This is a genomic window from Paenimyroides aestuarii (genome assembly GCF_024628805.1).
In the GTDB taxonomy this organism is placed as follows: domain Bacteria; phylum Bacteroidota; class Bacteroidia; order Flavobacteriales; family Flavobacteriaceae; genus Flavobacterium; species Flavobacterium aestuarii_A.
Window position 1 is genome coordinate 1,647,184 of the sequence record NZ_CP102382.1, and the last position, 23,998, is coordinate 1,671,181.

29 protein-coding genes are annotated in these 23,998 nt (G+C 36.6%); 20 read left to right on the forward strand and 9 right to left on the reverse strand.

Annotated elements, in window-relative coordinates; genetic code table 11:
• Nucleotides 1–362 precede the first annotated feature (362 nt).
• Together NPX36_RS07780 and NPX36_RS07785 are read left to right on the forward strand one after the other, a co-directional pair.
• Entirely contained in the window at nt 363–788 is a 426-nt protein-coding gene (locus tag NPX36_RS07780; protein ID WP_257498174.1) for a hypothetical protein, read from the forward strand.
• 41 nt (nt 789–829) lie between these two features.
• Complete coding sequence (locus tag NPX36_RS07785) at nt 830–1,054, forward strand: hypothetical protein (RefSeq protein ID WP_257498175.1); 225 nt, start codon at nt 830–832, stop codon at nt 1,052–1,054.
• 4 nt (nt 1,055–1,058) lie between these two features.
• Here NPX36_RS07785 and NPX36_RS07790 read toward each other — a convergent pair whose 3' ends face one another.
• Nucleotides 1,059–2,222 carry an IS4 family transposase gene (locus tag NPX36_RS07790; protein ID WP_257498176.1) on the reverse strand — a complete coding sequence of 388 codons (1,164 nt, stop codon included), beginning with the start codon at nt 2,220–2,222 and terminating at the stop codon, nt 1,059–1,061.
• Between the two features lie 253 nt (nt 2,223–2,475).
• On the opposite strand from NPX36_RS07790, the gene NPX36_RS07795 reads away from it, so the two are divergent.
• The 10 genes from NPX36_RS07795 to NPX36_RS07840 all read left to right on the forward strand — a co-directional run bounded on the left by NPX36_RS07795 (nt 2,476) and on the right by NPX36_RS07840 (nt 10,797).
• The gene (locus NPX36_RS07795) at nt 2,476–3,609 is read left to right on the forward strand and encodes a T9SS type A sorting domain-containing protein (protein WP_257498177.1); all 1,134 of its coding nucleotides are present in this window, start codon (nt 2,476–2,478) and stop codon (nt 3,607–3,609) included.
• A 353-nt stretch (nt 3,610–3,962) separates the two neighbouring features.
• Nucleotides 3,963–4,382 carry a hypothetical protein gene (locus NPX36_RS07800; RefSeq protein ID WP_257498178.1) on the forward strand — a complete coding sequence of 140 codons (420 nt, stop codon included), beginning with the start codon at nt 3,963–3,965 and terminating at the stop codon, nt 4,380–4,382.
• Nucleotides 4,383–4,471: 89 nt separating this feature from the next.
• Entirely contained in the window at nt 4,472–5,884 is a 1,413-nt protein-coding gene (locus NPX36_RS07805; protein WP_257498179.1) for a T9SS type A sorting domain-containing protein, read from the forward strand.
• 419 nt (nt 5,885–6,303) lie between these two features.
• Complete coding sequence (locus NPX36_RS07810; protein WP_257498180.1) at nt 6,304–6,459, forward strand: hypothetical protein; 156 nt, start codon at nt 6,304–6,306, stop codon at nt 6,457–6,459.
• A gap of 343 nt (nt 6,460–6,802) precedes the next feature.
• Nucleotides 6,803–7,432 carry an ABC transporter ATP-binding protein gene (locus NPX36_RS07815; RefSeq protein WP_257498181.1) on the forward strand — a complete coding sequence of 210 codons (630 nt, stop codon included), beginning with the start codon at nt 6,803–6,805 and terminating at the stop codon, nt 7,430–7,432.
• A complete protein-coding gene (locus NPX36_RS07820; protein ID WP_257498183.1) occupies nt 7,429–8,700 on the forward strand; it encodes an ABC transporter permease in 1,272 nt (423 codons plus the stop codon). The genes NPX36_RS07815 and NPX36_RS07820 overlap by 4 nt, the downstream gene beginning before the upstream one ends.
• Complete coding sequence (locus NPX36_RS07825) at nt 8,693–9,157, forward strand: hypothetical protein (protein WP_257498184.1); 465 nt, start codon at nt 8,693–8,695, stop codon at nt 9,155–9,157. The genes NPX36_RS07820 and NPX36_RS07825 overlap by 8 nt, the downstream gene beginning before the upstream one ends.
• 50 nt (nt 9,158–9,207) lie before the next feature.
• Nucleotides 9,208–9,687, forward strand: a complete 480-nt coding sequence (locus NPX36_RS07830; protein WP_257498185.1) for a hypothetical protein — start codon at nt 9,208–9,210, stop codon at nt 9,685–9,687.
• Nucleotides 9,687–10,376, forward strand: coding sequence for a YjjG family noncanonical pyrimidine nucleotidase (locus tag NPX36_RS07835; protein WP_257498186.1), 690 nt, complete (start codon nt 9,687–9,689; stop codon nt 10,374–10,376). Before NPX36_RS07830 ends, NPX36_RS07835 begins: the two co-directional genes overlap by 1 nt.
• 1 nt (nt 10,377) lies before the next feature.
• Nucleotides 10,378–10,797 carry a hypothetical protein gene (locus NPX36_RS07840; protein ID WP_257498187.1) on the forward strand — a complete coding sequence of 140 codons (420 nt, stop codon included), beginning with the start codon at nt 10,378–10,380 and terminating at the stop codon, nt 10,795–10,797.
• Between the two features lie 137 nt (nt 10,798–10,934).
• Here the strand turns inward: NPX36_RS07840 and NPX36_RS07845 are convergent, their stop codons facing one another.
• Nucleotides 10,935–12,212 (reverse strand): replication-associated recombination protein A, encoded by a 1,278-nt coding sequence (locus NPX36_RS07845; protein WP_257498188.1) that lies wholly within the window; start codon nt 12,210–12,212, stop codon nt 10,935–10,937.
• Nucleotides 12,213–12,455: 243 nt separating this feature from the next.
• Between NPX36_RS07845 and NPX36_RS07850 the strand changes: the two genes are divergently transcribed.
• Nucleotides 12,456–12,974: a hypothetical protein gene (locus tag NPX36_RS07850; RefSeq protein WP_257498189.1), complete on the forward strand. Its 519-nt coding sequence runs from the start codon at nt 12,456–12,458 to the stop codon at nt 12,972–12,974.
• An 87-nt stretch (nt 12,975–13,061) separates the two neighbouring features.
• Here NPX36_RS07850 and NPX36_RS07855 read toward each other — a convergent pair whose 3' ends face one another.
• Nucleotides 13,062–13,469: a hypothetical protein gene (locus tag NPX36_RS07855; protein ID WP_257498190.1), complete on the reverse strand. Its 408-nt coding sequence runs from the start codon at nt 13,467–13,469 to the stop codon at nt 13,062–13,064.
• 96 nt (nt 13,470–13,565) lie between these two features.
• Between NPX36_RS07855 and NPX36_RS07860 the strand changes: the two genes are divergently transcribed.
• The 7 genes from NPX36_RS07860 to NPX36_RS07890 all read left to right on the forward strand — a co-directional run bounded on the left by NPX36_RS07860 (nt 13,566) and on the right by NPX36_RS07890 (nt 19,423).
• Nucleotides 13,566–14,168 (forward strand): alpha-ketoglutarate-dependent dioxygenase AlkB family protein, encoded by a 603-nt coding sequence (locus tag NPX36_RS07860; protein WP_257498191.1) that lies wholly within the window; start codon nt 13,566–13,568, stop codon nt 14,166–14,168.
• A 313-nt stretch (nt 14,169–14,481) separates the two neighbouring features.
• The gene (locus tag NPX36_RS07865; protein WP_257498192.1) at nt 14,482–15,873 is read left to right on the forward strand and encodes a leucyl aminopeptidase family protein; all 1,392 of its coding nucleotides are present in this window, start codon (nt 14,482–14,484) and stop codon (nt 15,871–15,873) included.
• 141 nt (nt 15,874–16,014) lie between these two features.
• Complete coding sequence (locus NPX36_RS07870; RefSeq protein ID WP_257498193.1) at nt 16,015–16,476, forward strand: DUF6174 domain-containing protein; 462 nt, start codon at nt 16,015–16,017, stop codon at nt 16,474–16,476.
• A 386-nt stretch (nt 16,477–16,862) separates the two neighbouring features.
• A complete protein-coding gene (locus tag NPX36_RS07875; protein ID WP_257500731.1) occupies nt 16,863–18,230 on the forward strand; it encodes a glycosyltransferase in 1,368 nt (455 codons plus the stop codon).
• A gap of 133 nt (nt 18,231–18,363) precedes the next feature.
• The gene (locus NPX36_RS07880) at nt 18,364–18,798 is read left to right on the forward strand and encodes a hypothetical protein (RefSeq protein WP_257498194.1); all 435 of its coding nucleotides are present in this window, start codon (nt 18,364–18,366) and stop codon (nt 18,796–18,798) included.
• The gene (locus NPX36_RS07885) at nt 18,798–19,226 is read left to right on the forward strand and encodes a hypothetical protein (protein ID WP_257498195.1); all 429 of its coding nucleotides are present in this window, start codon (nt 18,798–18,800) and stop codon (nt 19,224–19,226) included. Before NPX36_RS07880 ends, NPX36_RS07885 begins: the two co-directional genes overlap by 1 nt.
• Nucleotides 19,223–19,423 carry a helix-turn-helix transcriptional regulator gene (locus tag NPX36_RS07890; protein ID WP_257498196.1) on the forward strand — a complete coding sequence of 67 codons (201 nt, stop codon included), beginning with the start codon at nt 19,223–19,225 and terminating at the stop codon, nt 19,421–19,423. The genes NPX36_RS07885 and NPX36_RS07890 overlap by 4 nt, the downstream gene beginning before the upstream one ends.
• Nucleotides 19,424–19,465: 42 nt before the next feature.
• On the opposite strand, the gene NPX36_RS07895 is transcribed toward NPX36_RS07890, so the two are convergent.
• The 6 genes from NPX36_RS07895 to NPX36_RS07920 form a co-directional block, all read right to left on the reverse strand.
• The gene (locus NPX36_RS07895) at nt 19,466–19,939 is read right to left on the reverse strand and encodes a copper resistance protein NlpE (protein WP_257498197.1); all 474 of its coding nucleotides are present in this window, start codon (nt 19,937–19,939) and stop codon (nt 19,466–19,468) included.
• A 147-nt stretch (nt 19,940–20,086) separates the two neighbouring features.
• Nucleotides 20,087–20,626 carry a DUF1697 domain-containing protein gene (locus NPX36_RS07900; RefSeq protein WP_257498198.1) on the reverse strand — a complete coding sequence of 180 codons (540 nt, stop codon included), beginning with the start codon at nt 20,624–20,626 and terminating at the stop codon, nt 20,087–20,089.
• A 6-nt stretch (nt 20,627–20,632) separates the two neighbouring features.
• On the reverse strand, nt 20,633–22,222 hold the full coding sequence (locus NPX36_RS07905; protein ID WP_257498199.1) for a glycoside hydrolase family 10 protein: 1,590 nt from the start codon (nt 22,220–22,222) through the stop codon (nt 20,633–20,635).
• Between the two features lie 238 nt (nt 22,223–22,460).
• A complete protein-coding gene (locus NPX36_RS07910; RefSeq protein ID WP_257498200.1) occupies nt 22,461–22,982 on the reverse strand; it encodes an SRPBCC family protein in 522 nt (173 codons plus the stop codon).
• 19 nt (nt 22,983–23,001) lie between these two features.
• The gene (locus tag NPX36_RS07915) at nt 23,002–23,445 is read right to left on the reverse strand and encodes a VOC family protein (RefSeq protein WP_257498201.1); all 444 of its coding nucleotides are present in this window, start codon (nt 23,443–23,445) and stop codon (nt 23,002–23,004) included.
• Between the two features lie 92 nt (nt 23,446–23,537).
• On the reverse strand, nt 23,538–23,990 hold the full coding sequence (locus NPX36_RS07920) for a DUF1801 domain-containing protein (RefSeq protein WP_257498202.1): 453 nt from the start codon (nt 23,988–23,990) through the stop codon (nt 23,538–23,540).
• Nucleotides 23,991–23,998: the final 8 nt, after the last annotated feature.

Here is a 23,998-nt window from a genome sequence, read left to right on the forward strand (position 1 = left end):
TTTTTTGAAAATTAAATCATCGATACACTTTCCTATTTACCCTTTGAAGAGGGTGGAGGGGGATGTAAAAAACCGATGCTTCGACGAGCTCAGCAACAAAATCATCAATTCAACAAATAAACCATAAAACCAAAATAAAATTAAATTAAACATACAGTTTGTTGCTCCGTAGGAGTCTAAAACAAGCTTACAGCATAACAAACAAACAATAAACATTTTAAACCAACCAAACCGAATAACCATACAGTTTGTCATCCCGAGGCAACGAGGGATCTCAGCAAAACCAAATAAAACACACAGTTTGTCACTCTGTAGGAGTATCTAAACAATTCAACAAATCAACAAATCAACAACATACAACTATGAAAAATAAACTACACACAACAGTTTGTCACTCCGAAGGAGTCTCAAAAAGCAAAGAGTCACCAACTATTTTCTATGTTCTATATGCTATTCTCTTAATACTATGCTCCCTCCCAGTCACCGCCCAACCCTACCAATGGCAATGGGCAATCAAAGGAGGCAGTAGCGGCGCAGGCGTGTCTAGTGGGGGGTGGCACATTTATGCAGAGCAAATTTATGATATTGCAATAGACAACAACAACAATTACTATTTTGTTGCCAGCATAGCCGGTAGCAACCCACAACTAAACGGGCAATCGGTAATAGTATATAACAACATCGCTACCAACAACGATATCTTTTTATTTTCAACCACCTGCGATGGACAAGTGCGCTGGAATCAGGCAATTGGGGGGGGGCAGCTTTTGATAGAGCTTTTAAAATAGCATTAGACAGTAACAATAATATATATGTAGGGGCAAGTGTAATGCATGGTTCTGTTAATTATCCGGTACATTTCAGCACTACCGAAGCCCTACCCGGACCCCCTGCTACACCCACTACCGTAAGTGATTATTATAAAACCACGTTTTTGGTAAAATACAATACCAACGGGCAGTTTATATGGAAACGTGCGTTGCAGGGAGATGTATCAGATGTAACAGATGATTCATCAATAAGCGATATCACTAGTGTCCCATTAAAATTGTGACGTATTAAAAATTAAACAAACTTGGCTCATTAAGCCTATTTCGTTCATTGTCATTTTGAAATTTAGTTTTATCAAAAAGGTCTCTAAGTTTTGTTTTGTCGGTTAATGATATACTCAGTATTTGCAAAATTTCATATGTGGTTCTATCAAGTTGCATATCTTTTTGGACGATTGCAACCAAACAATAAGTACATATTGCGACATAGAGTTGTATGCGAACTGCATTTTCAGTAGTTCCCCAAAACTTTTTAATTCTAAGATGTTGTTTTAACCATTTAAAAAAGAGCTCGACTTGCCAGCGATTTCTATAAAGTTCTGCAACTTGAAGCGCAGAAATTTGCATAGCATTGGTTAAGAAAACAAATTCTCGATTTTGTTGCTCATCCCAATATTTGACCAATCGTAAGTGTTTAGGATAGTATTGTTTGGGATAAAATCCTGTCAATTCAATTGTTGCATCTGAAAGTATGTTTTTAGGCAATCTACGCTTCCATTTAATAGACTTATATTGAAGATTCTTCTTTGTTCTGATAACGAAGAAGGCTCCGATCTGATGAATTTTATACAACATCTTGAAGTTGTTATAAGCGCGGTCAAAGACGTAATACGATTCTGATTCATACGGTATTTCGTTCATTGCTTTAGAGTCATGTTCAGAAGCTGTGGTGATATGGAAAAATGTTGGAATCTGTGTTTCCACATCGTATAATGTATGCACTTTTATCCCTCCTTTTTTCTTTCGGAACTTTGCCCACCAGAATACAGAAAGACATAAGTCAATCGTGGTTGAATCAAAAGCATAAACATTCCCTCCGAGTTTGAAGATTTCAGAAATACGTTTCGCTCTGGCTTGGCTTACCAAATAATAGGCATACTCTTCGAAAATGCGGTAGTCTCTATCTTGATTAGCTCTTGCCAAAGAAGATCTTGAAACGTTTTTACCCATTCCTAAATGATAACATTTTGAGTGATGAGCATCAAGAGCGTTTATTAAATCTCTCAAACTTTCGCGATTCGACAATTGCCCAAACATCAAAGCAAGTAACTGATTCCAGCAAGTGAAATGTTTTACGTATTTGTCTCCATTATATTTGGCAACAATACGATTAAATTTACTTCGATTGAAAAACGAAACAAGTTGAGCAAAAACGTATTTATCTTGAAACATATGCTATTGGATTATCTAAATCCAAAACTATAAATTCAAGTCCGTTCGCTAGTAAAACCGATGCAATTAACTAAATTTCAAATATTTCTAAGAACAATTCCAAATTTTAATGGGACAGTAATGAAGCGATATATTAATAGACAGTAACGATAACATCCATTTTATAGCAGGGTTTTTATACGGTTCGCATTTAAACAACACCGTAACGGTACCCTCGCAATATAATGCACTAGACAAGTTAAAATATTATTTGGTGCGTTACAACAGCAGCGGGCAATTGCTGGGCAGTATGGCATTGCCTTTTGATTATGGTTCTCAATTGGTAGATTCTTATACTAGCTTTAGGTTAGACGAAAATAATAATCGCTATTACATGGCAGGCTTTCGTTCAGAAGGTGGTTTCAATACCCCTTTTCCATTAAGTTATGGTGGTACAGCATTTACCAAAAATGCCTATATATTAGCAATAGACGCAGGTAACGGCAATGAAATCTGGCGTCGGGAAATCGATGGTTCTTTAGACGGTAACAGTATAAATGATTTGGTATTAGATAACGCCAACGGCGATATTTATATAGGCGGTAAAATAAACAGAAAAAGCGGCACAGATATTAAGATAATCAATTCTAAAAATCCAACTCTAAACCCGTATGCTTTTAGTCTTTCAGTAAACGGCAACATGCCTTTTATTGCCAAGTTAAACAGCAGCGGTACGGTGCAATGGGCACGCACACCCAGCGGTTATAACTTACCCACAGCAGACACCAGACAATACTACGGTTATGGCTTGGCACTGCGTAATAATGCCAACGAAGTGGCTTTTGCCACTATGGGCAGTAATACCATTTGGGATGGTTTTAGCATCAACCGCCCACAAGGTCATGAAAGTGATCCTATGTTAATGCGTTTTAACAAACAAACCGGTGCAGTAATTGGTATGCACGATATTCAAGGCAGCGCAGGTAAAAACCACCTGCTCACAGCCGTAGCAGTAGATAACGATGGCAACTATGTGGTAGGCGGTGGCTACCAAGGCAGTTTATTTACAAGTGGCGGAACAGTAAGTGCGTTAGGCAGCATTGGCTATTACGATTTCTTTGTAGCAAAGCTTGGTGCAAGTACCTGCGGTACAGCAGTAAGCACCGACAAGTTCCATAAACTCAACGTAAACGTATACCCCAACCCAACTACCGATATTGTAAACATAGAAACCCAAGAAACGCTGCAAAACTATGAGGTGTACAACGTATTGGGTCAACAAATACAACAAAGCAACTTTAATAGTAACAATCAAATCAACTTGCATGGTGCCACAGCCGGCACGTATTTTATAAAAATCACCACCACCCAAGGCAGCACCGCTACGGTAAAAGTGGTTAAGAAGTAGGTTTTTTGAAGTTGTATGTTCTATGTTGTATGTGTTATGTTGTATAGTGTATAATGTATAACGTATAAATGCTATTTTTATAACCTCCCAACACTCCCCCTTTGAAGGGGATTAAGGGGGATGTAAAAAAACAAATAACCATACACCGTTTGTCATCCCGAGGTAACGAGGGATCTCAACAACCCAAATAAAATAAAATATACAGTTTGTCACTCCGTAGGAGTCTCTGAACAATTCAACAATTCAACAACATACCTAACTATGAAAAATAAACTACAACAACATAAAGTTTGTCACTCCGTAGGAGTCTCTAAACAATTCAACAAATCATCAATTCAACAACATACCTAACTATGAATAATAAATTACAACAACATAAAGTTTGTCACTCCGAAGGAGTCTCAAAAAGCAAAGAATTTCCTACTCTTTTCTATGTTCTATGCTCCATTGTCTATTCTCTCTTCTCTATATCAGCTACAGCTCAAAACTACAATTGGCAATGGGCTGTGAATGGCGGCGGCAGTTTAGGTGAAAGCGGTTGGTACTACCAGGTAGAACAGATATTTGACATACAAGTAGGAACCGATGATAATTACTACTTTGTAGCCAAAATAAAAAACGGCACGCCGCAATTAGGCGGTCAGCCGGTAACGGTTTATGGCAACCAAATGGGCGGTAACGATATTTTTATTTTCTCCACTACCTGCGACGGACAAGTACGCTGGAGCCAGGCAATTGGGGGGGGGGGTTATCTGATGCAGCCTATAACATAGCCTTAGACAGTAATAACAATGTATATGTGGGGGCGAATGTAGTACCCCCTGGCGGTACGTATCCTGTCCATTTCAGTCCTACAGAAACAATGCCCACACAACCCAATCCAATAAATTCGCCAAGTGATTATTACAAAAGAAGTTTTTTAGTAAAATACAATAACAATGGACAGTTTGTTTGGAAAAGAGCCATGCAAGGTATTACTGATGATATTTTGGATAGGTCTGAGATTTTAAAGATATTGATAGATAGTAATGATGTTATCCACTTTATTGTTGGGTTTACAGGTGGTACACATTTAGACAATAATGTAACAGTACCCAGCACAATAACTGCTTTTCAATATTATTTAACAAAGTATGATGCATCAGGTAATTACGTAAGCAGTATGATGTTACCGATAGTGGATGGTACCGGTTTTGTAGGTTCAAGCTATACTTTTAGATACGACGAGCCCCGCAACCGCTATCTTATAGGTGGCTTTCGTTCAAGGGTAAATGCCAATGAAGACATTCCATTAACGTACGATGGCACCGCGTTTACAGAAAATGCCTATATATTAGCCATAAATGCGACCAACGGCAACGAACTATGGCGCAGAGAAATGGAATCTAGTGAACCAGTTTTCCAAGATAATCGCATCTACGATTTGGTAGTTGACAATGCTAACGGTGATATTTATATAAGCGGTAAACTTGTTGCAACAGGTCAAGCAGGTGAATATATTAGAATAAAAGATCCAAAAAACTCGTCTGCAACACCCTATACATTTAATATTTCTGTTTGGGGCAACATGCCATTTATTGCTAAATTAAACAGCAACGGGATCACTCAATGGGCACGTACCCCTACTGGATACCACAATAGTACAGCCCAGACAGGAGATTATTGGGGTTTTGGTATGGCATTGCGAAATAATGCCCAAGAAGTGGCTTTTGCTACTATGGGAGGTAATACCATTTGGGACGGCTTTAGCATCAACCGCCCGCAAGGCCACCAAAGTGACCCGTTATTAATGCGTTTTAACAAACAAACCGGTGCGGTAGTAGGCATGCACGATATTCAGGGAAGTACAGGTAACAACCACATGCTTACAGCTGTAGCTGTAGATAACGATGGTAATTATGTGGTAGGTGGGTGCTATCAAGGTAATTTGTTTACGGGCGGCGGTAGTGTTGGTTTATTAGGCGCTATTGGTAAATACGATTTTTTTGTAGCAAAGCTTGGTGCAAGTACCTGCGGTACAGCAGTAAGCACAGAAAAATTTAACAAACTAAATGTTAAAGTGTACCCCAACCCAACCACTGATCTAGTAAACATAGAAACGCAAGAAACCCTGTACAACTATGAGGTGTACAATGTATTGGGGCAGCAAATACAACAAGGCATTTTTAACGGCAACAACCAAATCAACCTGCATGGTGCCACAGCCGGAACGTATTTTATAAAAATCACCACCACCCAAGGCAGCACCGCCACGGTAAAAGTGGTTAAGAAGTAGGTTTTTTGAAGTTGTATGTTCTATGTTGTATGTTCTATGTTGTATGTGTTATGTGTTATGTTGTATAGTGTATAATGTAAATTGCATAATGTAAATTGTATAATGTAAATTGTATAATGTATGACGTATAATATATAACTTATAAATGCTATTTTTATAACCTCCCAACACTCCCCCTTTGAAGGGGGATTAAGGGGGATGTAAAAACCAAATAACCATACAGTTTGTCATCCCGAGGCAACGAGGGATCTCATCAAACAAAATATATGTACAATTTGTCACTCCGAAGGAGTCTAAAGGATGCTTACAGCATGACAAACAAACAACATTTTAAACCAACCAAAACCAAATAACCATACAGTTTGTCATCCCGAGGCAACGAGGGATCTCAACAAAACTATATACAAGTGGAATAATGAATGAAAAACACAAATAGCCTAAATACAGCGGTATGCACTTTCAATCGAACGTTGAAACACAGCATGAAGCGTAAACGCATCGGCGAGCGCAGCGATGGTTTCGATGTGTTAGCTTCACAAGTGAATTTCAACCGATTAAAAATGCACCGCAATTAAAACACTTTGCTTCTTTGGTGTTTCAAAGAAGAGAATAGCGTAAATTTATCGAATCACCAATTCAACAACATACATAACTATGAAAAATAAACTACACACAACAGTTTGTCACTCCGAAGGAGTCTAAAAGGATGCTTACAGCATGACAAACAAACAACATTTTAAACCAACCAAAACCAAATAACCATACACTTTGTCATCCCGAGGTAACGAGAGATCTCAACAAAACTATAAACAAATCAACGATTCATAAAATTACCAAATCACCAAATCAACCCCCGCCAAACAATTATTAAATCCGTAGAAAAATCACTATCTTGCATACCGTTTAAGATACAAGCAAATGATTACAACCCATAATCTCATTTTTTCCTATTCGGATACACAAAAATTTCATTTTCCTGATATCAATTGTCCCAACGGACAAACCTTGTTAATTACAGGAAATTCAGGTACCGGAAAAACCACGCTACTGCATTTGTTGGGTGGATTGCTAAAGCCTTCCGAAGGATCAATCCAAATAAATAATCAAGATGTTTTAAGTTTGAGTGCCGCTCAACTAGATGCTTTTCGGGGCGCATCGATAGGCATGATTCTTCAAAAATCATTTTTCATTGAAGCTCTTTCAGTATTAGATAATGTGGTTCTTGCATCGTGGATTGCAAACAAAGAAAAAAATAAAGAAAAAGCCTTAAGTATTTTAGATAATTTAGGGTTAAAAGACCACGTGCACAAGTTGCCAAGCCAGTTAAGTATTGGTCAGCAACAGCGGGTAAACATAGCCCGGGCTTTGATTAATAATCCGTCGGTTATTTTGGCTGATGAACCCACATCGAGTTTAGATGACGAAAACGCCTTAATTGTAGCACGTTTGTTGAGTAACTTGGCAGAAAGCTATCAATCATCATTGATTATTGTAACCCACGACCAACGTTTAAAAACTTTGTTTAACCACCAAATCATTTTGTCATGATCAGTAAAATCGCATGGAAAAACACGTGGTTTAAACCGCTCAACACTTTTTTAAGTATTATTTTGCTTACTGCTTCGGTTTCTATCATATCCATTCTTATCCTTTTACAAAAGCAATTCGAAGAAAAATTTTCCTCGTCAATGGACAATATCGATTTGGTTTTAGGAGCAAAAGGAAGTCCGTTGCAATTGATTCTGTCATCGGTCTATCAAATGGATGCACCTCCGGGGAACATTTCCTATACCGAAGCCGAAGCGTGGATGAACAAACCAATGGTAGAAAGCGCTGTTCCATTGGCGTATGGTGATAATTATTTAGGATATAAAATTGTAGGAACCACTGATAATTATATAAAACATTTTAGTTTGCAAATGCAAGAAGGAAAACTGTTTGCGAATGATTACGAAGTAGTTATCGGAGCTACAATTGCAGCAAAAACCAATTTAAAGATAGGAAGTACATTTTTTGGAACGCATGGCGATGCCCAAGAAGGTGAAGTGCATGACCATCATGCCTATAAAGTGGTTGGAATATTAGCGGCATCGGGCAAAGTAGCCGATAATTTAATTCTTTCAAATATAGAATCGGTTTGGGGAATGCACGACCACGACCATGAACACGAGCCGCAAGCAAGTGAACCCCATGTTCATGTCGAAGGAGAAGAGCATCACCACCACGAAGACGAGGCACATCATCACGAAGAAATAAATCCACACGAAGGAAAAGAAATCACCGCAGTACTTTTAAAATTGCGCAATAATATGGCAAAAATGACTTGGCCCAGAATCATTCCGCAAAACACCGAAATGCAGGCAGCGTCGCCCGCTCTAGAGGTGAACCGCCTTTTTGCTTTGTTTGGCGTGGGTATTTCGGCCTTAAAATATTTGGCGTATGGCATTATGCTTATATCGGGCATCAGTATTTTTGTAGCATTGTACAACACCTTAAAAGAACGTAAATACGAGTTTGCCTTGTTGCGAATTACCGGTGCCACTAAACTGCAATTGTTGTGGTTGGTTTTGTTAGAAAGTATTTTTTTATGCACCATAGGATTTATTCTTGGTATTGTTTTTGGTAGAATTGGTTTGTATTTCTTGTCCATTTCGTCGCAAGAAGAATTCAAGATGGCATTTAATCCGTTAGAGTTTTTGTGGAAAGAAGAAGGAATGCTATTTGCAGCCACATTGGGGGTTGGTATAATAGCAGCCATCATTCCAGCTATAAAAGCGTATTCGTTAAACATTTCAAAAACATTGGCAAATGCTTAAAAAAGGAATTATAGGAATTTATTGCGGATTGGCGCTTTTTTTAATGAGCTTTTCGGTTCAGCAAGGTACTTCTTTTTCGAATACCAACACGCAAAACCAACCCATAGCACTAAACTGGCAAGTGTTGGGAAATATAAGCAACAGTGTGCGGGTAATGGCGAACTATGGTGCCACGATTAAAGAATCGTTTCATGGAAAGAAAATAACAATCAGCGGCTATATTATTCCGGTAGATAGCAAATCGTATGTTTTAAGTAAAAATGTATATTCGCACTGCTTTTTTTGTAGTACCAATGCGGGTATCGAAACGGTTATGGGTATTCAATTTAAAGGCAAAACACCGCGATTAAAAACCGATACGTATGTAACTTTAGAAGGAACATTTTTCTATAACGATACCAATAAAGACGATTGGACTTTTAGTGTGCATGAAGCTGTGATTGTCTCGAAAAAGTAAATACAATTGATTAATTTTGTATCATCATTCATAAAAAAAAGAAATAAAATATGTTAAAAAAAATCATCATAGGCATTTATACCGGATTAGCTGTTTTTTTAATGAGTTTTTCCACTCATTCATCCATAGTGCCCACAACAACTGCCTACCAAAATATAACCGAGGTTTCATGGAAATTGTTGGGGCAGATTGACTTTGTAAAAAGAAAAAATCCACATTACGGCGAAGTGATGTATCCTATGGTAAACAGCACTTTAAAAGCTTTGCAAGGGAAAAAAATAAAAGCTTCGGGCTTTATTGTTCCCATTGATAGCAAATCGTATGCGTTGAGTAAAAATGTTTTTGCACAATGTTTTTTCTGCGGAAACGCCGGACCAGAAACCATTATGGGCATTCAATTTAAGGGCAGCACTCCGCGTTTAAAAACCGATACTTATGTAACAATTGAAGGTACTTTTCGATACAATGCAGACGATATCGACGATTGGATTTACCATATTGAAAATGCTGTAATTACACATCAAAAATAATGAGCGCTAAAGCAACGGTTACTGATTTGTTTTTCGATTTGGATCATACCATTTATGATTTTGATAAAAATGCTGCGTTAACATTTGATGCAATTTTTACCGAAATGCAGTTGGAAAATGTGCATGATTTTATGATTCATTTTAAACCGATTAACGATTCCTATTGGGAGCGCTTTTCAAAAGAAGAAATATCGCGAGATGTTTTGCGCTACGGCAGATTAAAAGACACTTTTAACGCGCTTCAAATACAGTTAACAGATAAGGATATTTACCATATTGCCGATCAGTTTGTGATGCATTTACCCAATCACAACCACGTGTTCGATGGTGCACACACCACTTTAGCTGCTCTTACCAAAAAATACCGCTTACACATCATTACAAACGGACCTGATGTGGTGCAAGAACGCAAGCTGAAAAATGCGCATTTAACGTCTTATTTTCAAACGATAACCAATTCGGAATTGGCAGGTGTGAAAAAACCACATACAGCAATATTTCAATATGCTTTGAAAAAAGCCTATGTGAAAGCAGAAAACAGTGTGATGATTGGCGATAGCCTGCAAGCAGATATTCACGGAGCTTTAAATGCGGGTATGCAAGCAGTTTGGTTCAACGAAGCCAAATTAGAAAACCCATTGGGTGTGGCAGAAATTTACAAATTAAATCAACTTTTAGATATTTTATAATATGAAAAAGATTCTATTTTTAACGCTTTTTGTTTGCTTGTCTATCGCAGCAAAAGCACAAGGATTGAACACCAAATATGTTCAAATAAAACAAGTGTATCATTTTCAAGACACCTTTAATGAATTCCGAGTGAACTCTTACCTAAAATACCGTTTAGAAGAAGCGGGTTATACTGTTTTTTACGACAATCAAGAAGTACCGGCAGAAGTGAAAGCAGATCCGTGTAAGTTACTAAAATGCGAGGTGACGCGCGACAAATCAATGCTTGCAACCAAATTGGAAATCACTTTAGTGAATTGTAAAGGAAATGCGGTTTTTACTGCAAACGGAGAAAGCCGATTGAAACTGCATGCTAAATCTTATACCGATGCCATTAAAAATGCTTTGGAATATTCGGTTTTAAACAAACAAAAGCAATAGTTATTTTACTGTAAATTCTATAAAAAGCAATAAGGTTATTGCATCTTTTGCTTAAAATGTAAAATGAAATGCCTCGAAATTCACTTCGAGGCATTGCATTTTTAAGGATAAAAAATTAGTTTCAATCAATTGCATACTTAGTATCCGTATTTACCTTGCCAGCGTTGCTGTAGAAAATCTTTGGTTTGTTTTTCTCGTGCATTTTCACCCGGTTCATAAAAAGCGGTGTTTGCCAGATCATCGGGTAAATATTCCTGATAAGCAAAATTGCCAGGGAAATCGTGGCTGTATTTATAATCTTCGCCATAACCCAATTCTTTCATTAATTTGGTAGGCGCGTTTCGCAAATGAATCGGAACCGACAAATCGCCGGTTTGTTTCACTGCTGCTTGTGCTTTGCCAATTGCCATATAGCTGGCGTTGCTTTTGGGCGATGTTGCCAAATAAATAGCACACTGACTTAATAAAATCCTACTTTCTGGGTAGCCAATCACCGATACCGCCTGAAAAATATTGTTTGCCATAATAATAGCGGTGGGGTTTGCCAAGCCAATATCTTCAGAAGCAGAAATAAGCAAACGGCGAGCAATGAATTTTAAATCTTCGCCGCCTTCAATCATTCGTGCCAACCAATAAACCGCTCCGTTGGGATCACTTCCCCGAATCGATTTAATAAAAGCCGAAATAATATCGTAATGTTGTTCGCCCGTTTTATCATACAAAACCGTGTTTTTTTGAACAATTTGCATTACTTTTTCATTGGTAATTTCCACTGTTTCATCACCAATGGCATTCACAATCAATTCAAAAGTATTCAACAATTTTCTACCATCGCCACCCGAAACCCGAAACAGCGCTTCGTTTTCTATAATCGTTATATTTTTAGTTTTTAAAACTTCGTCCACCAACAAAGCTCGGTTCAGCAAGGCTTCCAAATCTGTTTTTGTAAACGCATTTAAGGTATATACTTGGCAGCGTGAAAGCAAAGCCGGAATCACTTCAAAACTCGGGTTTTCGGTTGTAGCACCAATCAGTGTTACCCAGCCTTTTTCAACAGCTGCCAACAAGGAATCTTGCTGCGATTTGCTGAAACGGTGTATTTCATCAATAAATAAAATAGGATTTTTAGGGGTAAATAAACCGCCGTCTCCTTTGGCTTTTTCAATCACCTCGCGCACATCTTTCACACCTGCATTAATAGCACTCAACACATAAAAAGGGCGGTTGCTTTCCTGAGCAATAATCTCGGCTAAAGTAGTTTTGCCCGTGCCTGGCGGTCCCCAAAAAATCATAGAGGGGATAATGCCACGTTTAATACTTTGGGTTAAAATACCTTGGGAACCCACTAAATGCGATTGACTAATGTATTCGTCTAAGTTTTTGGGGCGTATGCGTTCTGCTAATGGTGCTTTCATAAGGTAAAATTATAAAATAGATGGTGGCGTTACAAAAAAAAGTGTATTTTAGTATCTATAAAAACGCGCTCTGCATTATTTATTGAATTTTAAAACATGATATTCAGTAACTTGTTTTTTGCCACAGACACACACAGGTTTTAATTGTTTTGCATTTTATAGATAGCTTTAAAGATGAATAAAAATCTGTGCATCATTGGGAATTTTATAATGCGATAGGCGGGTAATAAAGATAGATTTCTTATGAAAAAAATAGTTGTACTAATTTTGAGCGGTTTGGCATTCACTGCATGTGTTGGTGATGACAGTTGCGGATGTGTAACACCACCAGAGCCTGATGAAATATTAGCCGTGCACTTAAAAAATAGTGGAGGCAGCAATTTGCTAAACCCTGCTGCGGATGGTCACATTCCTAACGAACAATTTACTTTTTATTTAATTACCAAAAACCAAACAATCAATCTTACAGATGAGCAATCAAATAATTCTATTATTCAAGATTTTGTTGCCGATGCCTTATTTGATAATGGTTATTTAAGAATGGATTACAGCTGGTATATGCCCGACGAAAATGGTTTTAAAGAAGGAAATTATGTAATTGATTACAATGGTTTGTATCCCAACGACACCATTTTTGCAAAATACAAAACAACCGATCGGTCAGAGGTTGATCCGCTTGTGCAGTTAAAGATAAATGGGGTGCAACAAGAATTGCAACAACCTAACAGCGAGCTGATGCACGCTATTACAATCATTAAATAGATAAGTTTCCAAACCCATCTACAGAAGCACTCAACAACTATTTTTGATAGTTGCAGTAGTTCGTGCATTTGTTTGTAAGCAACAAAATCAGGCAATACGCTCTAGATTCATAATAAGCTGCTCTACTTCAACCGCTTTTTTTAATTGATTGCTCAGCAAAAAATCGCCGTATTTTTTCTGATGATTTTCAATCGTTCGGTTTAAATGCGTTTTAAAAAGTTGGCTGTAATGGTTCTTGCTGTAAGCTTCAACCAATTCATAACACTTTTTTATTTCCATAATATTGTGGGTGGTAATCTCGGTTTTGGTTAGCGATACCAATAAACGGTTTAAATAGTTTTCTTTTTTAAAAGCCCACTCATTAATTTGTTCTTGATAAAATTTTTGAGCGTCTTTATCATTGATCTCCATCCAAGTATATTTCTGAATGCTGCATTCCACCATTTGGCTTTCTATGTGCAACAAGGCTGCCCGGTGTTTTAAAAAAGTCATCATATGCTTTGTTTTTCTTCAAAAGTCACTATTTAAAATGACGTTGATTGTCGTTATGCAAAAAATAAAGAAGTTGTATTTTTACAAAAAAGTAATGCTATGGATTTATTTACAAACGAAACAACCGAAGATAATTTATTGCCATTTGATGGCGAAGTTGTTTACCATGGAATTTTGTTGGATACCCATGAGGCCAATCATTTTTTTAATGTATTGATGCAGAAAATAGAATGGTACCATGATAAATCGGTTATTTATGGCAAGGAAATCACTACCAAACGAAAGGTTGCTTGGTACGGATCAAAAGATTTTTCGTACACTTATTCCGGTTATACGCGTGTGGCATTGCCTTGGATGGAAGAATTATTGGCTTTAAAACAATTAATTGAATTATATACCAACAGTATGTACAATTCGTGTTTACTGAATTTGTACCACAGCGGCGAAGAAGGCATGGCGTGGCACAGCGACGGCGAAAAAGATTTGGTTGATAACGGTTCAATCGCTTGTTTAAGTTTGGGTGCACAACGCCGATTTGATTTTAAACACAAACAATCGGCACAGAAAAAACTGTTCGATTTACCCAATGGTTCGTTAATCGAAATGAAAGGCGAAACCCAGAAACATTGGCTGCACCGTATCGCCCCAACAAAAAAAGTAACCGAACCAAGAATTAGTTTAACATTTAGGCAGATGAGGTGATTTTTGATTGATGATTTTTGATTTTTGATTTTTGATTGATGAAGGGTGTTTGATGATTTTTGATTGATGATTTTTGATTGATGATTTTTGATTGATGATTTTTGATTGATGATTTTTGATTGATGATTTTTGATTGGTGATTTGTGATTGATGATTGATGATTGATGATTGATGATTGATGAAGGGTGTTTGATGATTTTTGATACCTGCACCTGCGAATTAAAAATAAAATGCGTTTAGCAAATATGTTAAACGCATTTTTTTTATTGTCTGTTCAATTTCCTACCTTTGAAATTCAATAAAAAAACAAACAATGTTACAATTAACCCAAGAACTTAAAGGAACTGCTTTTGTTTATGTTGTAAACGAACACACTACTTTAAATACGCAAACTCCAGACTACGTTAATCAAGCTTTTACAACCTTTCAAGCCAAAGAAACTAAAGAAGATTTTGTGAAAATCGGCAATCAATTTTTCTTTTTTGTAAAAGAAAACAACGATTTAGAAAAAATGCGTGTGTCGGGTTTTAATATCCGTCAAAAATTAGATAAAAAAACAACCGATATCACCATTATTGGATCGGGCGAAACCGCATTGGCGTTGGCAGAAGGTTTGGCATTATCAAACTATCAGTTTTTAAAATACTTTAAAGATGCCGATGACCGCGAATATACGCTAGAACATATTTTTATGTTGGGCGAAATTTCAGCCGAAGAAATAACCCACATGAACAACATTATAAAAGCGGTTTTTTGGGCACGCGATATGGTAAACGAACCCACTTCGTACTTAACAGCCAATCAATTGGCAAAAGAAATTCAGGAAATTGGCGATGAAGCCCATTTTCATGTAGAAGTGTTTCGCAAACCTGAAATCGAAGCTTTAAAAATGGGCGGCTTATTGGCTGTTAATAAAGGCTCAGTGCAACCGCCAACTTTCACGGTGATGGAATACAAACCGGCAAACCCAATCAATGAAAAGCCTATTGTGCTAGTGGGAAAAGGTGTGGTGTATGATACGGGTGGATTGTCGCTTAAACCAACTGCCAACTCTATGGATTTAATGAAATCGGATATGGGTGGTGCAGCAATGATGGCGGCAACTGTGTATGCAACGGCTTTAAACAAATTGAATATTCATGTAATTGGTTTAATTCCTGCAACAGACAACCGTCCGGGAGGTGATGCCTATGCTCCGGGCGATATTATTACCATGATGGATGGAACCACAGTTGAGGTACTAAATACCGATGCCGAAGGGCGTATGATTTTGGCCGATGCCATTTCTTATGCCACAAAATACAATCCCCAACTAATCATTAATGCAGCCACTTTAACTGGCGCGGCTTTGGTTGCGGTGGGTACGCGAGCAGCTTGTTTAATGAGTAATGCAGATGAAAAAGTAACAAAAGCTATTTTAAATGCGGGCGAAAAGGTACACGAACGCATGGTGCAATTGCCATTGTGGGACGATTATAAAGAACAGCTAAAATCTACATGTGCCGATTTAAAAAATATTGGTGGAAGCACCGCCGGAACCATTACAGCAGGTAAGTTTTTAGAGCATTTTGCGAAAGCTCCGTTTGTGCATATCGATATTGCCGGACCTGCATTTACAACTGCTGCCGAAAATTATAAAGGTTTAGGCGGAACAGGAACCGGAGTGCGTGCATTGCATACATTCTTTGCCAACTATAAAAAGTAAAACCCTGACTGTATTGTAGTTCAACATCAGCTGGTAGAGAACGCTAATTAGAATCATTTATTCTGAAATAAAAACGCAAAATCCGTTATCATTTGGTAACGGATTTTTGTGTATATTTGATAAACTAAAACATTACTTTTTATGAAAAAAATATACTTATTAGGTTTATTAATTTTCATTTCGATAACGATGAGTTGTGATAATGAGGAGGATTATTATATTCGTTTTGATGAAAGTACATTTAATGAACAAAGAGCATTATGGGAGCATGCAAAAAATCAAAATTATTCATTTCAATATAGTTATGCATCTTCTACTGGACCAATTATTGCAGATATAATTGTAGAGAATGGTATTCAAATTAACGAAGAAGAAACGCCGGGTAGCTACACGATTGATGATATTTATAAAATGATTGAAAATGATTTTATTTACGCTAAAACTAGAGACAATAGAGATTTGTATGGTGTATCAATAAATGTAGAATATAACAAAGAATTTCATTATCCAGAGAAAATTAATTATTCGGTTTCATTTAAAAATGAAAATATGGCAGGTGGAGGTGGTTACAATGCCGAAATAACAAATTTTACTTTAAACTAATTCAAAATCCGTTATCATTTGGTAGCGGATTTTTGCTTTCCACATTTTAAACACTTCTTAACAAAGATTAAAAAAGGGTTAAAAAAATAATTTCAGTTGGGGTTTTTGGCACGGCAGTTCTCCCCAATATGTGTATGTCAATCAGCAATCAATGACCGTTTTATGTTAAATTACCCCTTATTTTTCTTAAAATTCTTCGTGGTATAATACTTGAAATTTGCTTTTCTATCAATTCAAATAAAGGTTTGTTTTCATCTAACCAAACAAACAGTTTATTTTCAAAGTACATTTTTATGCCCAATCAATTTTTAAAAACCAAAACCGCTCTTACGCAGGATTGTTTAAAAGAGCAATTGCCCACAGAAAAGCCACAAGACGCAAAAAAAATGCGTCGTTCAGAATTCCTAGACGCTTTGTCGTTAAATTCCCTAAAAAACAAAGATTACGTAGTTATTGCCGCCACCTTATTCTTCATGATTATGTCGGTTTTTGCTTTTGTTAACTTTCAAGCAGATATCGAGAAAATTCATTTTGAACGGATGACCACTTGGTGGGGTGTTACGATAAGCTATATTGCATTGACTTTATTGGTTTTGCAGTTAAGTTTCCTTGCTTATCTACTTTTTTTGTACGTTAAATACAAAGCGGTAAAAGCAGTTAGCAATGAACAATTGCCCACTTGCACCGTAATTGTTCCAGCGTATAATGAAGGTAAATTAGTTTATGAAACGTTATTGAGTTTGGCTGATAGCGATTATCCACATGAAAAACTACAAATTCTATCGATTGATGATGGAAGCAAAGACGATACTTGGCAATGGATGCTGCGTGCAAAAGCAATTTTGGGCAACCGATTGACCATTTATCAGCAACCAAAAAATATGGGGAAACGCCATGCACTGTATCTTGGGTTTAAAGAAGGAACGGGCGATGTTTTTGTAACGGTTGACAGTGATTCAATTGTAAAAGAAGATACGTTGCGCAATTTGGTAAGTCCGTTTGCAGTGCATGCAAAATGCGGCGCTGTGGCAGGAAATGTCCGTGTATTGAACAAAGAAAAGGGTTTGATACCAAAAATGTTAAACGTAAGTTTTGTATTTAGTTTTGAATTTGTTCGCTCGGCTCAAAGTGCCATTGGTTCGGTTTTGTGTACACCCGGTGCTTTGGCAGCTTACAGAAAAGATGCTGTGATGAATTGTTTAGAAGATTGGATGAACCAGACTTTTATGGGGCAACCAAGCGATATTGGCGAAGACCGCGCCATGACCAATATGATTTTAAAGCAAGGCAAACATGTGCTTTTTCAAAAAAATGCGTTGGTTTATACCAATATTCCTGAGAAATATAAAAGTCTGTACAAAATGTTTATTCGTTGGGAACGCAGCAATGTGCGTGAAAACATCATGATGAGCCAATTTGCTTTTACCAAATTCAGAAAAGAATCAACCATTGGACCTCGCATTTTATTGGTAATGCAATGGGTAAAAGTCATCATGGCATATCCATTATTGTTGTTACTTTTATTTTTTGTGGTGACGCATCCTGTTTTGTTTGTATGCACCAGTTTAGCCGGAATTTTTGTGTTTTCTAGCATTCAAATGTTTTTCTACGCAAAAAAATACAATATTTCAGAAGCATTTTTGGCATATACCTACAGCGTTTTTTATTTGTTCACATTGTTTTGGATCACGCCGTATGCCATTGCCACAGCAAGTCGCAGAGGTTGGTTAACCCGAGATTTACCTGCCGTATAAAAACAATTTGCCAGAACTGTTTTAAAAATCGAGCTACTTTTGAAGTAGATCGGTTTTTTTTATTTCATAAAGTAAAGTTTGTTTTACAAATTGAAAAGTTTGTTTATATTTGTAGCAAATAAACTTAACTAATATGAAAACTAGAAAAATTTTAATTCCAAAGCGTAATTTATGGATTAGTATGTCTCTTATTATTATTCCTATCATATTTTTAGTTCTATTAAGAATATTTAATTTTCTTGATTTTGAAACGTATGGTAAAATTGTTACAAATTTGATAGCATCTACAATTTTATTAGGAATGTTATTGCTTTTCATTACTCAATGGACAAAAGATGATGGAGACGAAATGTATTTACAGTTTAGATTGATTTCCAGTTTGAGTATTGTTTTCTTTGGAGTTGGCTTCCTTTTGGTAAATTCTATTTGGGATTTAGTAACCTTGTCTTTTACAGATTTTGGAATACATAATAGTTTCTTTTTAATGTTTATGATCTTGTGGTGGCAATTATTTGTTTTTGGTAGTCAGGTATATAAATTAAGAAAAGAACTAACTAAAAACGATTAATGATGAATAACAAAAGTAGATTAATTCCGAAAAAGAGAATGTGGATCAGTTTAGCAATCATTTTACTCCCTGTATTAATATTATTACTTCTAAAACTCGCAGGTTTTTCTGAATCGTTAGATTTCGGTAAACTATCAAAAATTGTTGCCAGTATATCATTGGTAGGTATGTTCTTACTTTTTATGACCCAATGGACAAAAGATGATGGAGATGAAATGTATTTACAAATGCCTTTGTCTGCTGTTCTTCTGGGAATAATTACAGGTATTACTACATTATTAATTAGCTCACTTTTTAGTTTGATTGATTGGTTAGATTTGGATTATAGTCATTATAATGGATTTGGATTAATGTTTTTCATTTTACTTATAATATTATCCAATTTTGGACAGCAAATATATTCATTATCTAAACAAAAAGAAGAATGAAGAATTACATAAAAATAGAACGTGCCCGACACAATTTCACTCAAGGCGATTTAGCAGAAAAAGTAGGAGTTTCACGTCAAACCATAAATTCAATCGAAACAAAAAGATACATTCCATCTGCTGTTTTGGCGTTAAAAATAGCCCAAATATTCAATATCCCTGTTGAAAATCTTTTTGAGTTGGAAGATGATGATTAAAACAAACCCGAAAACTAAAAAGCTTTCGGGTTTGTAGCTACATTACATCACTTTTTTGTAATTGTAATGTTCTTTCAATGCACCTTCTATTTCATTGCCTTCGGTATCTAAACCAATCAAGCCATTTTCAATAACTTTCAGCTGCATATCGTTTTCTTTATTGTCTTTGTCTTTTAAGTGAACCACTGAGCCGTTGTTGTGCCACATGATTTCACCCGTACTTTTATTCACAAAATCTTTGTCTAAATATGTTGCGGTATATTCATAGGTTCCATCGGTTTTCAGTGTTATAGTTGTTTTAATTCCCGGGCAATCTGCACAAGGTAATGTCGCTTCGTAAGTTCCTGCCCAATCCAATGAATTGTTGGCGTTGTGTCCATCATGGTTCATGGTATCAGAAGCAGTTGTTTGTTGTTGAAGCGTGTCGGTGGTAACTGTAGTGTCTGTAGTTTTTTCTTTATTACAAGAAATCAACACACCGCCCAATAAACTAATAGTAAAAATAATCTTTTTCATATAATTGGAATTTTAAAATGATTTATTCCTAAATATACAATAAAAATGCCAAAAACCGCTATTGCTTTAATAACAAAGTTTTCAAACGGTTTTGCTGTGTTTATGCAAACATTTAATTGTGGAAAGTGTGCATAAATGCAACACTATTTAGATGGATTGTGCATATGCAATTACCTTTCGAATGGTGTTGAGGTTTCTGCCTGTGGCAATTGTTTGCAGTTTTTTTTCAAAAAAGTTGGTGTTCATTTTCGAAGCACCCATTCCATCAACCACATAAAAATAAAGCAACTTATGCAGTATTTTAAAAGCGTCGTTTCCAAGTTGAAAGGCGGTGGTTAAGGCATGCAACGCATCTTCCGAAGGAATATTCTTCATAAATGTAATAAATACTTTGTTGTTGGGAGCATCAGCCGGAAATGGATTGTTTTGCAAAGCGGTTTCCACTTCCTGCACATCCAAACAAAATACAGCAATATCCAGTAAAAAACGTTCTTGAATAAGCTGCTTTATTTGCTGTTCCACAACTGCTTTTTCCGCATTGCTTTTTAAGACCACATTTCCGCTTTGAATATAGGTAATCACACTTTTGAAACCAATTTCAATTAAAGCAACTTTCAAATCGGCCATTTTAATGATGTTTTTGCCTGAAACATTTACAGCTCTCAGGAAAATGATGTATGTATTCATAAACAGCTATATTTTTTTTGCAGCATACTCACTTTCATTGCCCAAACGGTCAACGGCTTTTAAAACAATCATTTGGCAGTTTTTTCCGTTTTTAGATCGATTGATGATTTTGCTTAATTGTTTTTTTGGAAAGATCTCTATTTGCCATTCGTTGCCATATTGCGCATACAAAACCCATTGAAAAACATTGGTTTGGTTGCTGTTTGACCAATCGATTTTTACAGATGAATATTCATCGCTAGTATTAAAATGGGGCGTTGCTATTTTGCTGGTTTTCATCCACGGGCTCAATGGTACCAATGCTTTTTCTTTATACGGGTCGCTTTTCAAGGCAGGGATCATTTCGCTGTTGTTGGTTAATCCAGCAACGCTGTAATGAATGGCACCCACGCTGTTTTTGTTCAACACTTTGTTGGTAATTTTGATTTGATTTACAATTTCCGATGCGCGGTTGGCTGCTTTCACTTCCACGGTGTTCAATCCTGGCCACAAATGGCGGTTTAAAGTGTTTTCCTCTTGCCACCATTCCAATAAATCCTGAAAATTTTGTCGTGGGGAATTGATAGGCCAATACAATTGAGGCGAAAAATAGTCGATCCAGCCTTTGTTCAACCACAATTTGGCATCGGCATACAATTCATCAAACTGTGAAGAACCCACCACACCTATAGGATAACCCGATTTCCAAATTCCAAACGGACTGATTCCAAACTTAACATATGGTTTTTCTTGTTTGATTTCTTTGTGGATACGTTCAATGAATTTATTAACATGATTTCTGCGCCAATCAGCTTTAGAAAGACTTCCATCGGAATTTTTATAGGTGTTCCATGAGGCAGTATCAGGAAAATCGGCACCGCCATTGTACGACGCATACGGATAAAAATAATCATCGAAATGCACCGCATCAATATCATAACGCGAAACAATATCTTTCACCACATTCGACACATGGTCTTGTGTTTTAATACTCGCCGGATCAAACCAATACATACCGTTTTTAAGTTTCACGATATTGCTGGGCGATTTTTTAACCATTGATTCGCTGCTCACCGAACCACCACTTAAATGATGTGCCCTATACGGATTCAGCCAAACATGTAATTCCAAACCGCGTTTGTGAGCTTCTTCAACCCAAAATTCCAACGGATCGTAATAAGGTGCAGGTGCTTTGCCTGTTTCGCCGGTTAAATAACACGACCACGGTTCATAATTGCTTTTATACAAGGCATCTGCAGCCGGACGCACCTGAAAAATCACCGCATTAAAATTGGCATCTTCCAATAAATCGAGCAATTGTATTGCCTCTCGTTTTTGATCTTCGGTAGATAGATTTTTTCTGCTGGGCCAGTTGATATTGGCAACCGTAGCTACCCAAGCTGCCCGAAATTCCCGTTTCACTTCTGGGAGTTCTATTTTTGGCGCTGCTGTTTTCGAAGGTTGTTCAATAGGTTGCGGAGTAGGAGTTTCAGCTTCTACTTCTGATTTTTTTACAACCGTAACTTTAGGTTTTTGCTGCTGTTGCACCGCACACGAAATTAAAGATAAAGAGGCGAGTGCTATAAAAGCCAAGTATTTATTTACTTTCAGTTTCATACAAATATAATAATGCACAAAAATAAAAAGATAAATGGGTACCTGACTAATTTTTAAGATTTTCTGTTATTAATTATAACACTGAAAGCAAACAGTTATTTCACAATGAAATCTCAATTCATTTAAAAAGGCTAACTAAGCAATAGCTTTATTTTTCTGTATAGTGTATTTTGTATTGTTTTAGCGTATGTTAAAAACAACTTTGCCAAAGTTTGGAACTTTGGCAAAGATTAATGGTTTACTGTTTTTCTAAAACGGCTTTTAAATTGGCTGTTCCTTTTTCAAAATCTTTGTTCATGTCGTAAAAAAGGCTCATTAGGTTAAATGGATAAGGCATTTCGCCATCAACCACCCAGCGAACTTTGGTTTGGTTATCGCTAACAGCCTCGGTGATAAAATACGATTTTGCAGGTTCGGTACTGTCCATTAAAAACAAATCAATGTCCACACGGCTGTTTTCATTGATTTTGGTAATTACTTGCGATCCGTTGCCCACTTCTTCGCTTTTCCAGCTGTATTTAAAACCTTCGGTACCGTCTGTTCCTTCTGATGTAGCTATAATATTTGGATCCAACTCAAACCAAACACCAAAATTTTCTTGGTTTTTAATGTGTTTCACATAGTTGAAAACTTCTGCATTGGGTTTGTTGATAACCGCCGAACCTTCTGCATGAAATGTTTTGGGAAGAATGGCCGCTGCAATCAATGCTAAAGCTACTAATCCTAACAGTGTAAGTAAGGTATATTTTAAAAATTTCATAGTATAAAAAGTTTTAAGTTTACTCCATTTTTTTGTTTCCTTCAAAATGAATCATCCACCAAATTCCGAATTGATCTTGAAAGGAAGCGTATAATTCTGCCCAAAATTGCTCGCCAAGTTCCATTTCAATGTTCATTGCATTTTCAGACAGCGAAGCATATAAATCTTTTGCTTCTTGTGCTGTATCGGTGTCTAGCATTACATAGGTGCTGTTGCCGTGTGTTAATTGATGTCCAAAACGCTCTAAACAATCCGACCCCATAATCATGGTGTTTTCATTTAGCATAATTGCGGTGTGCATGATTTTTTGCTTGTCTTCGTCGTTTATTGGAAATTCAGGGTTTTCGGGCATATCTCCAAATCGATTGATTCCAATGTTTGGTGTTTTAAACACTTTTTCATAGAACGAAAAAGCCTGTTCGCAGTTGCCATTAAAATTTAAGTATGCATGAATTCTTGCCATAATATTTCAGTTTTTAAGATTTATATCTTCAAAAATAGTGCGGTATATACTAAATAAACTTGCCTTATGACAAGATTTGAAACCGTATAAACTTATTTTTTTAAAGTTGATTGATAAAGCGCAATATAATCGTTCACCGAAATTTTCTGCATTAATTCTGCAATTAAATCAAAAGGAATATCATCTGTTTTTTTGAATCGGATACAACTTTTTCCCATGTCTAATTTTCTTTTGCTGTGGTTGGGATATTCGTTTACAAACCAATCATAAACAGCAGGTTGCATATAAATACCCATGTGATATAATGCGATATGGCTTTTTTGAGAAGCAATATTTATAAAAGGCAAAGGCAATTCGGGCGAACAGTGATAACCAGCCGGAAAGATGCTTTTAGGCACAACAAAGCCAATGTTGTTATAAATAAACCGTTCTTCAAAACCTTCGGGAAGGTTGTTTTTAATAGTTTCATATAATTGGTGAAAGGCCTCTTGCCGTTCTGGAGCAACTTGCTCTAAATAGTCCTGTATCGTGTTGGGATTGTTCATAGATTCGC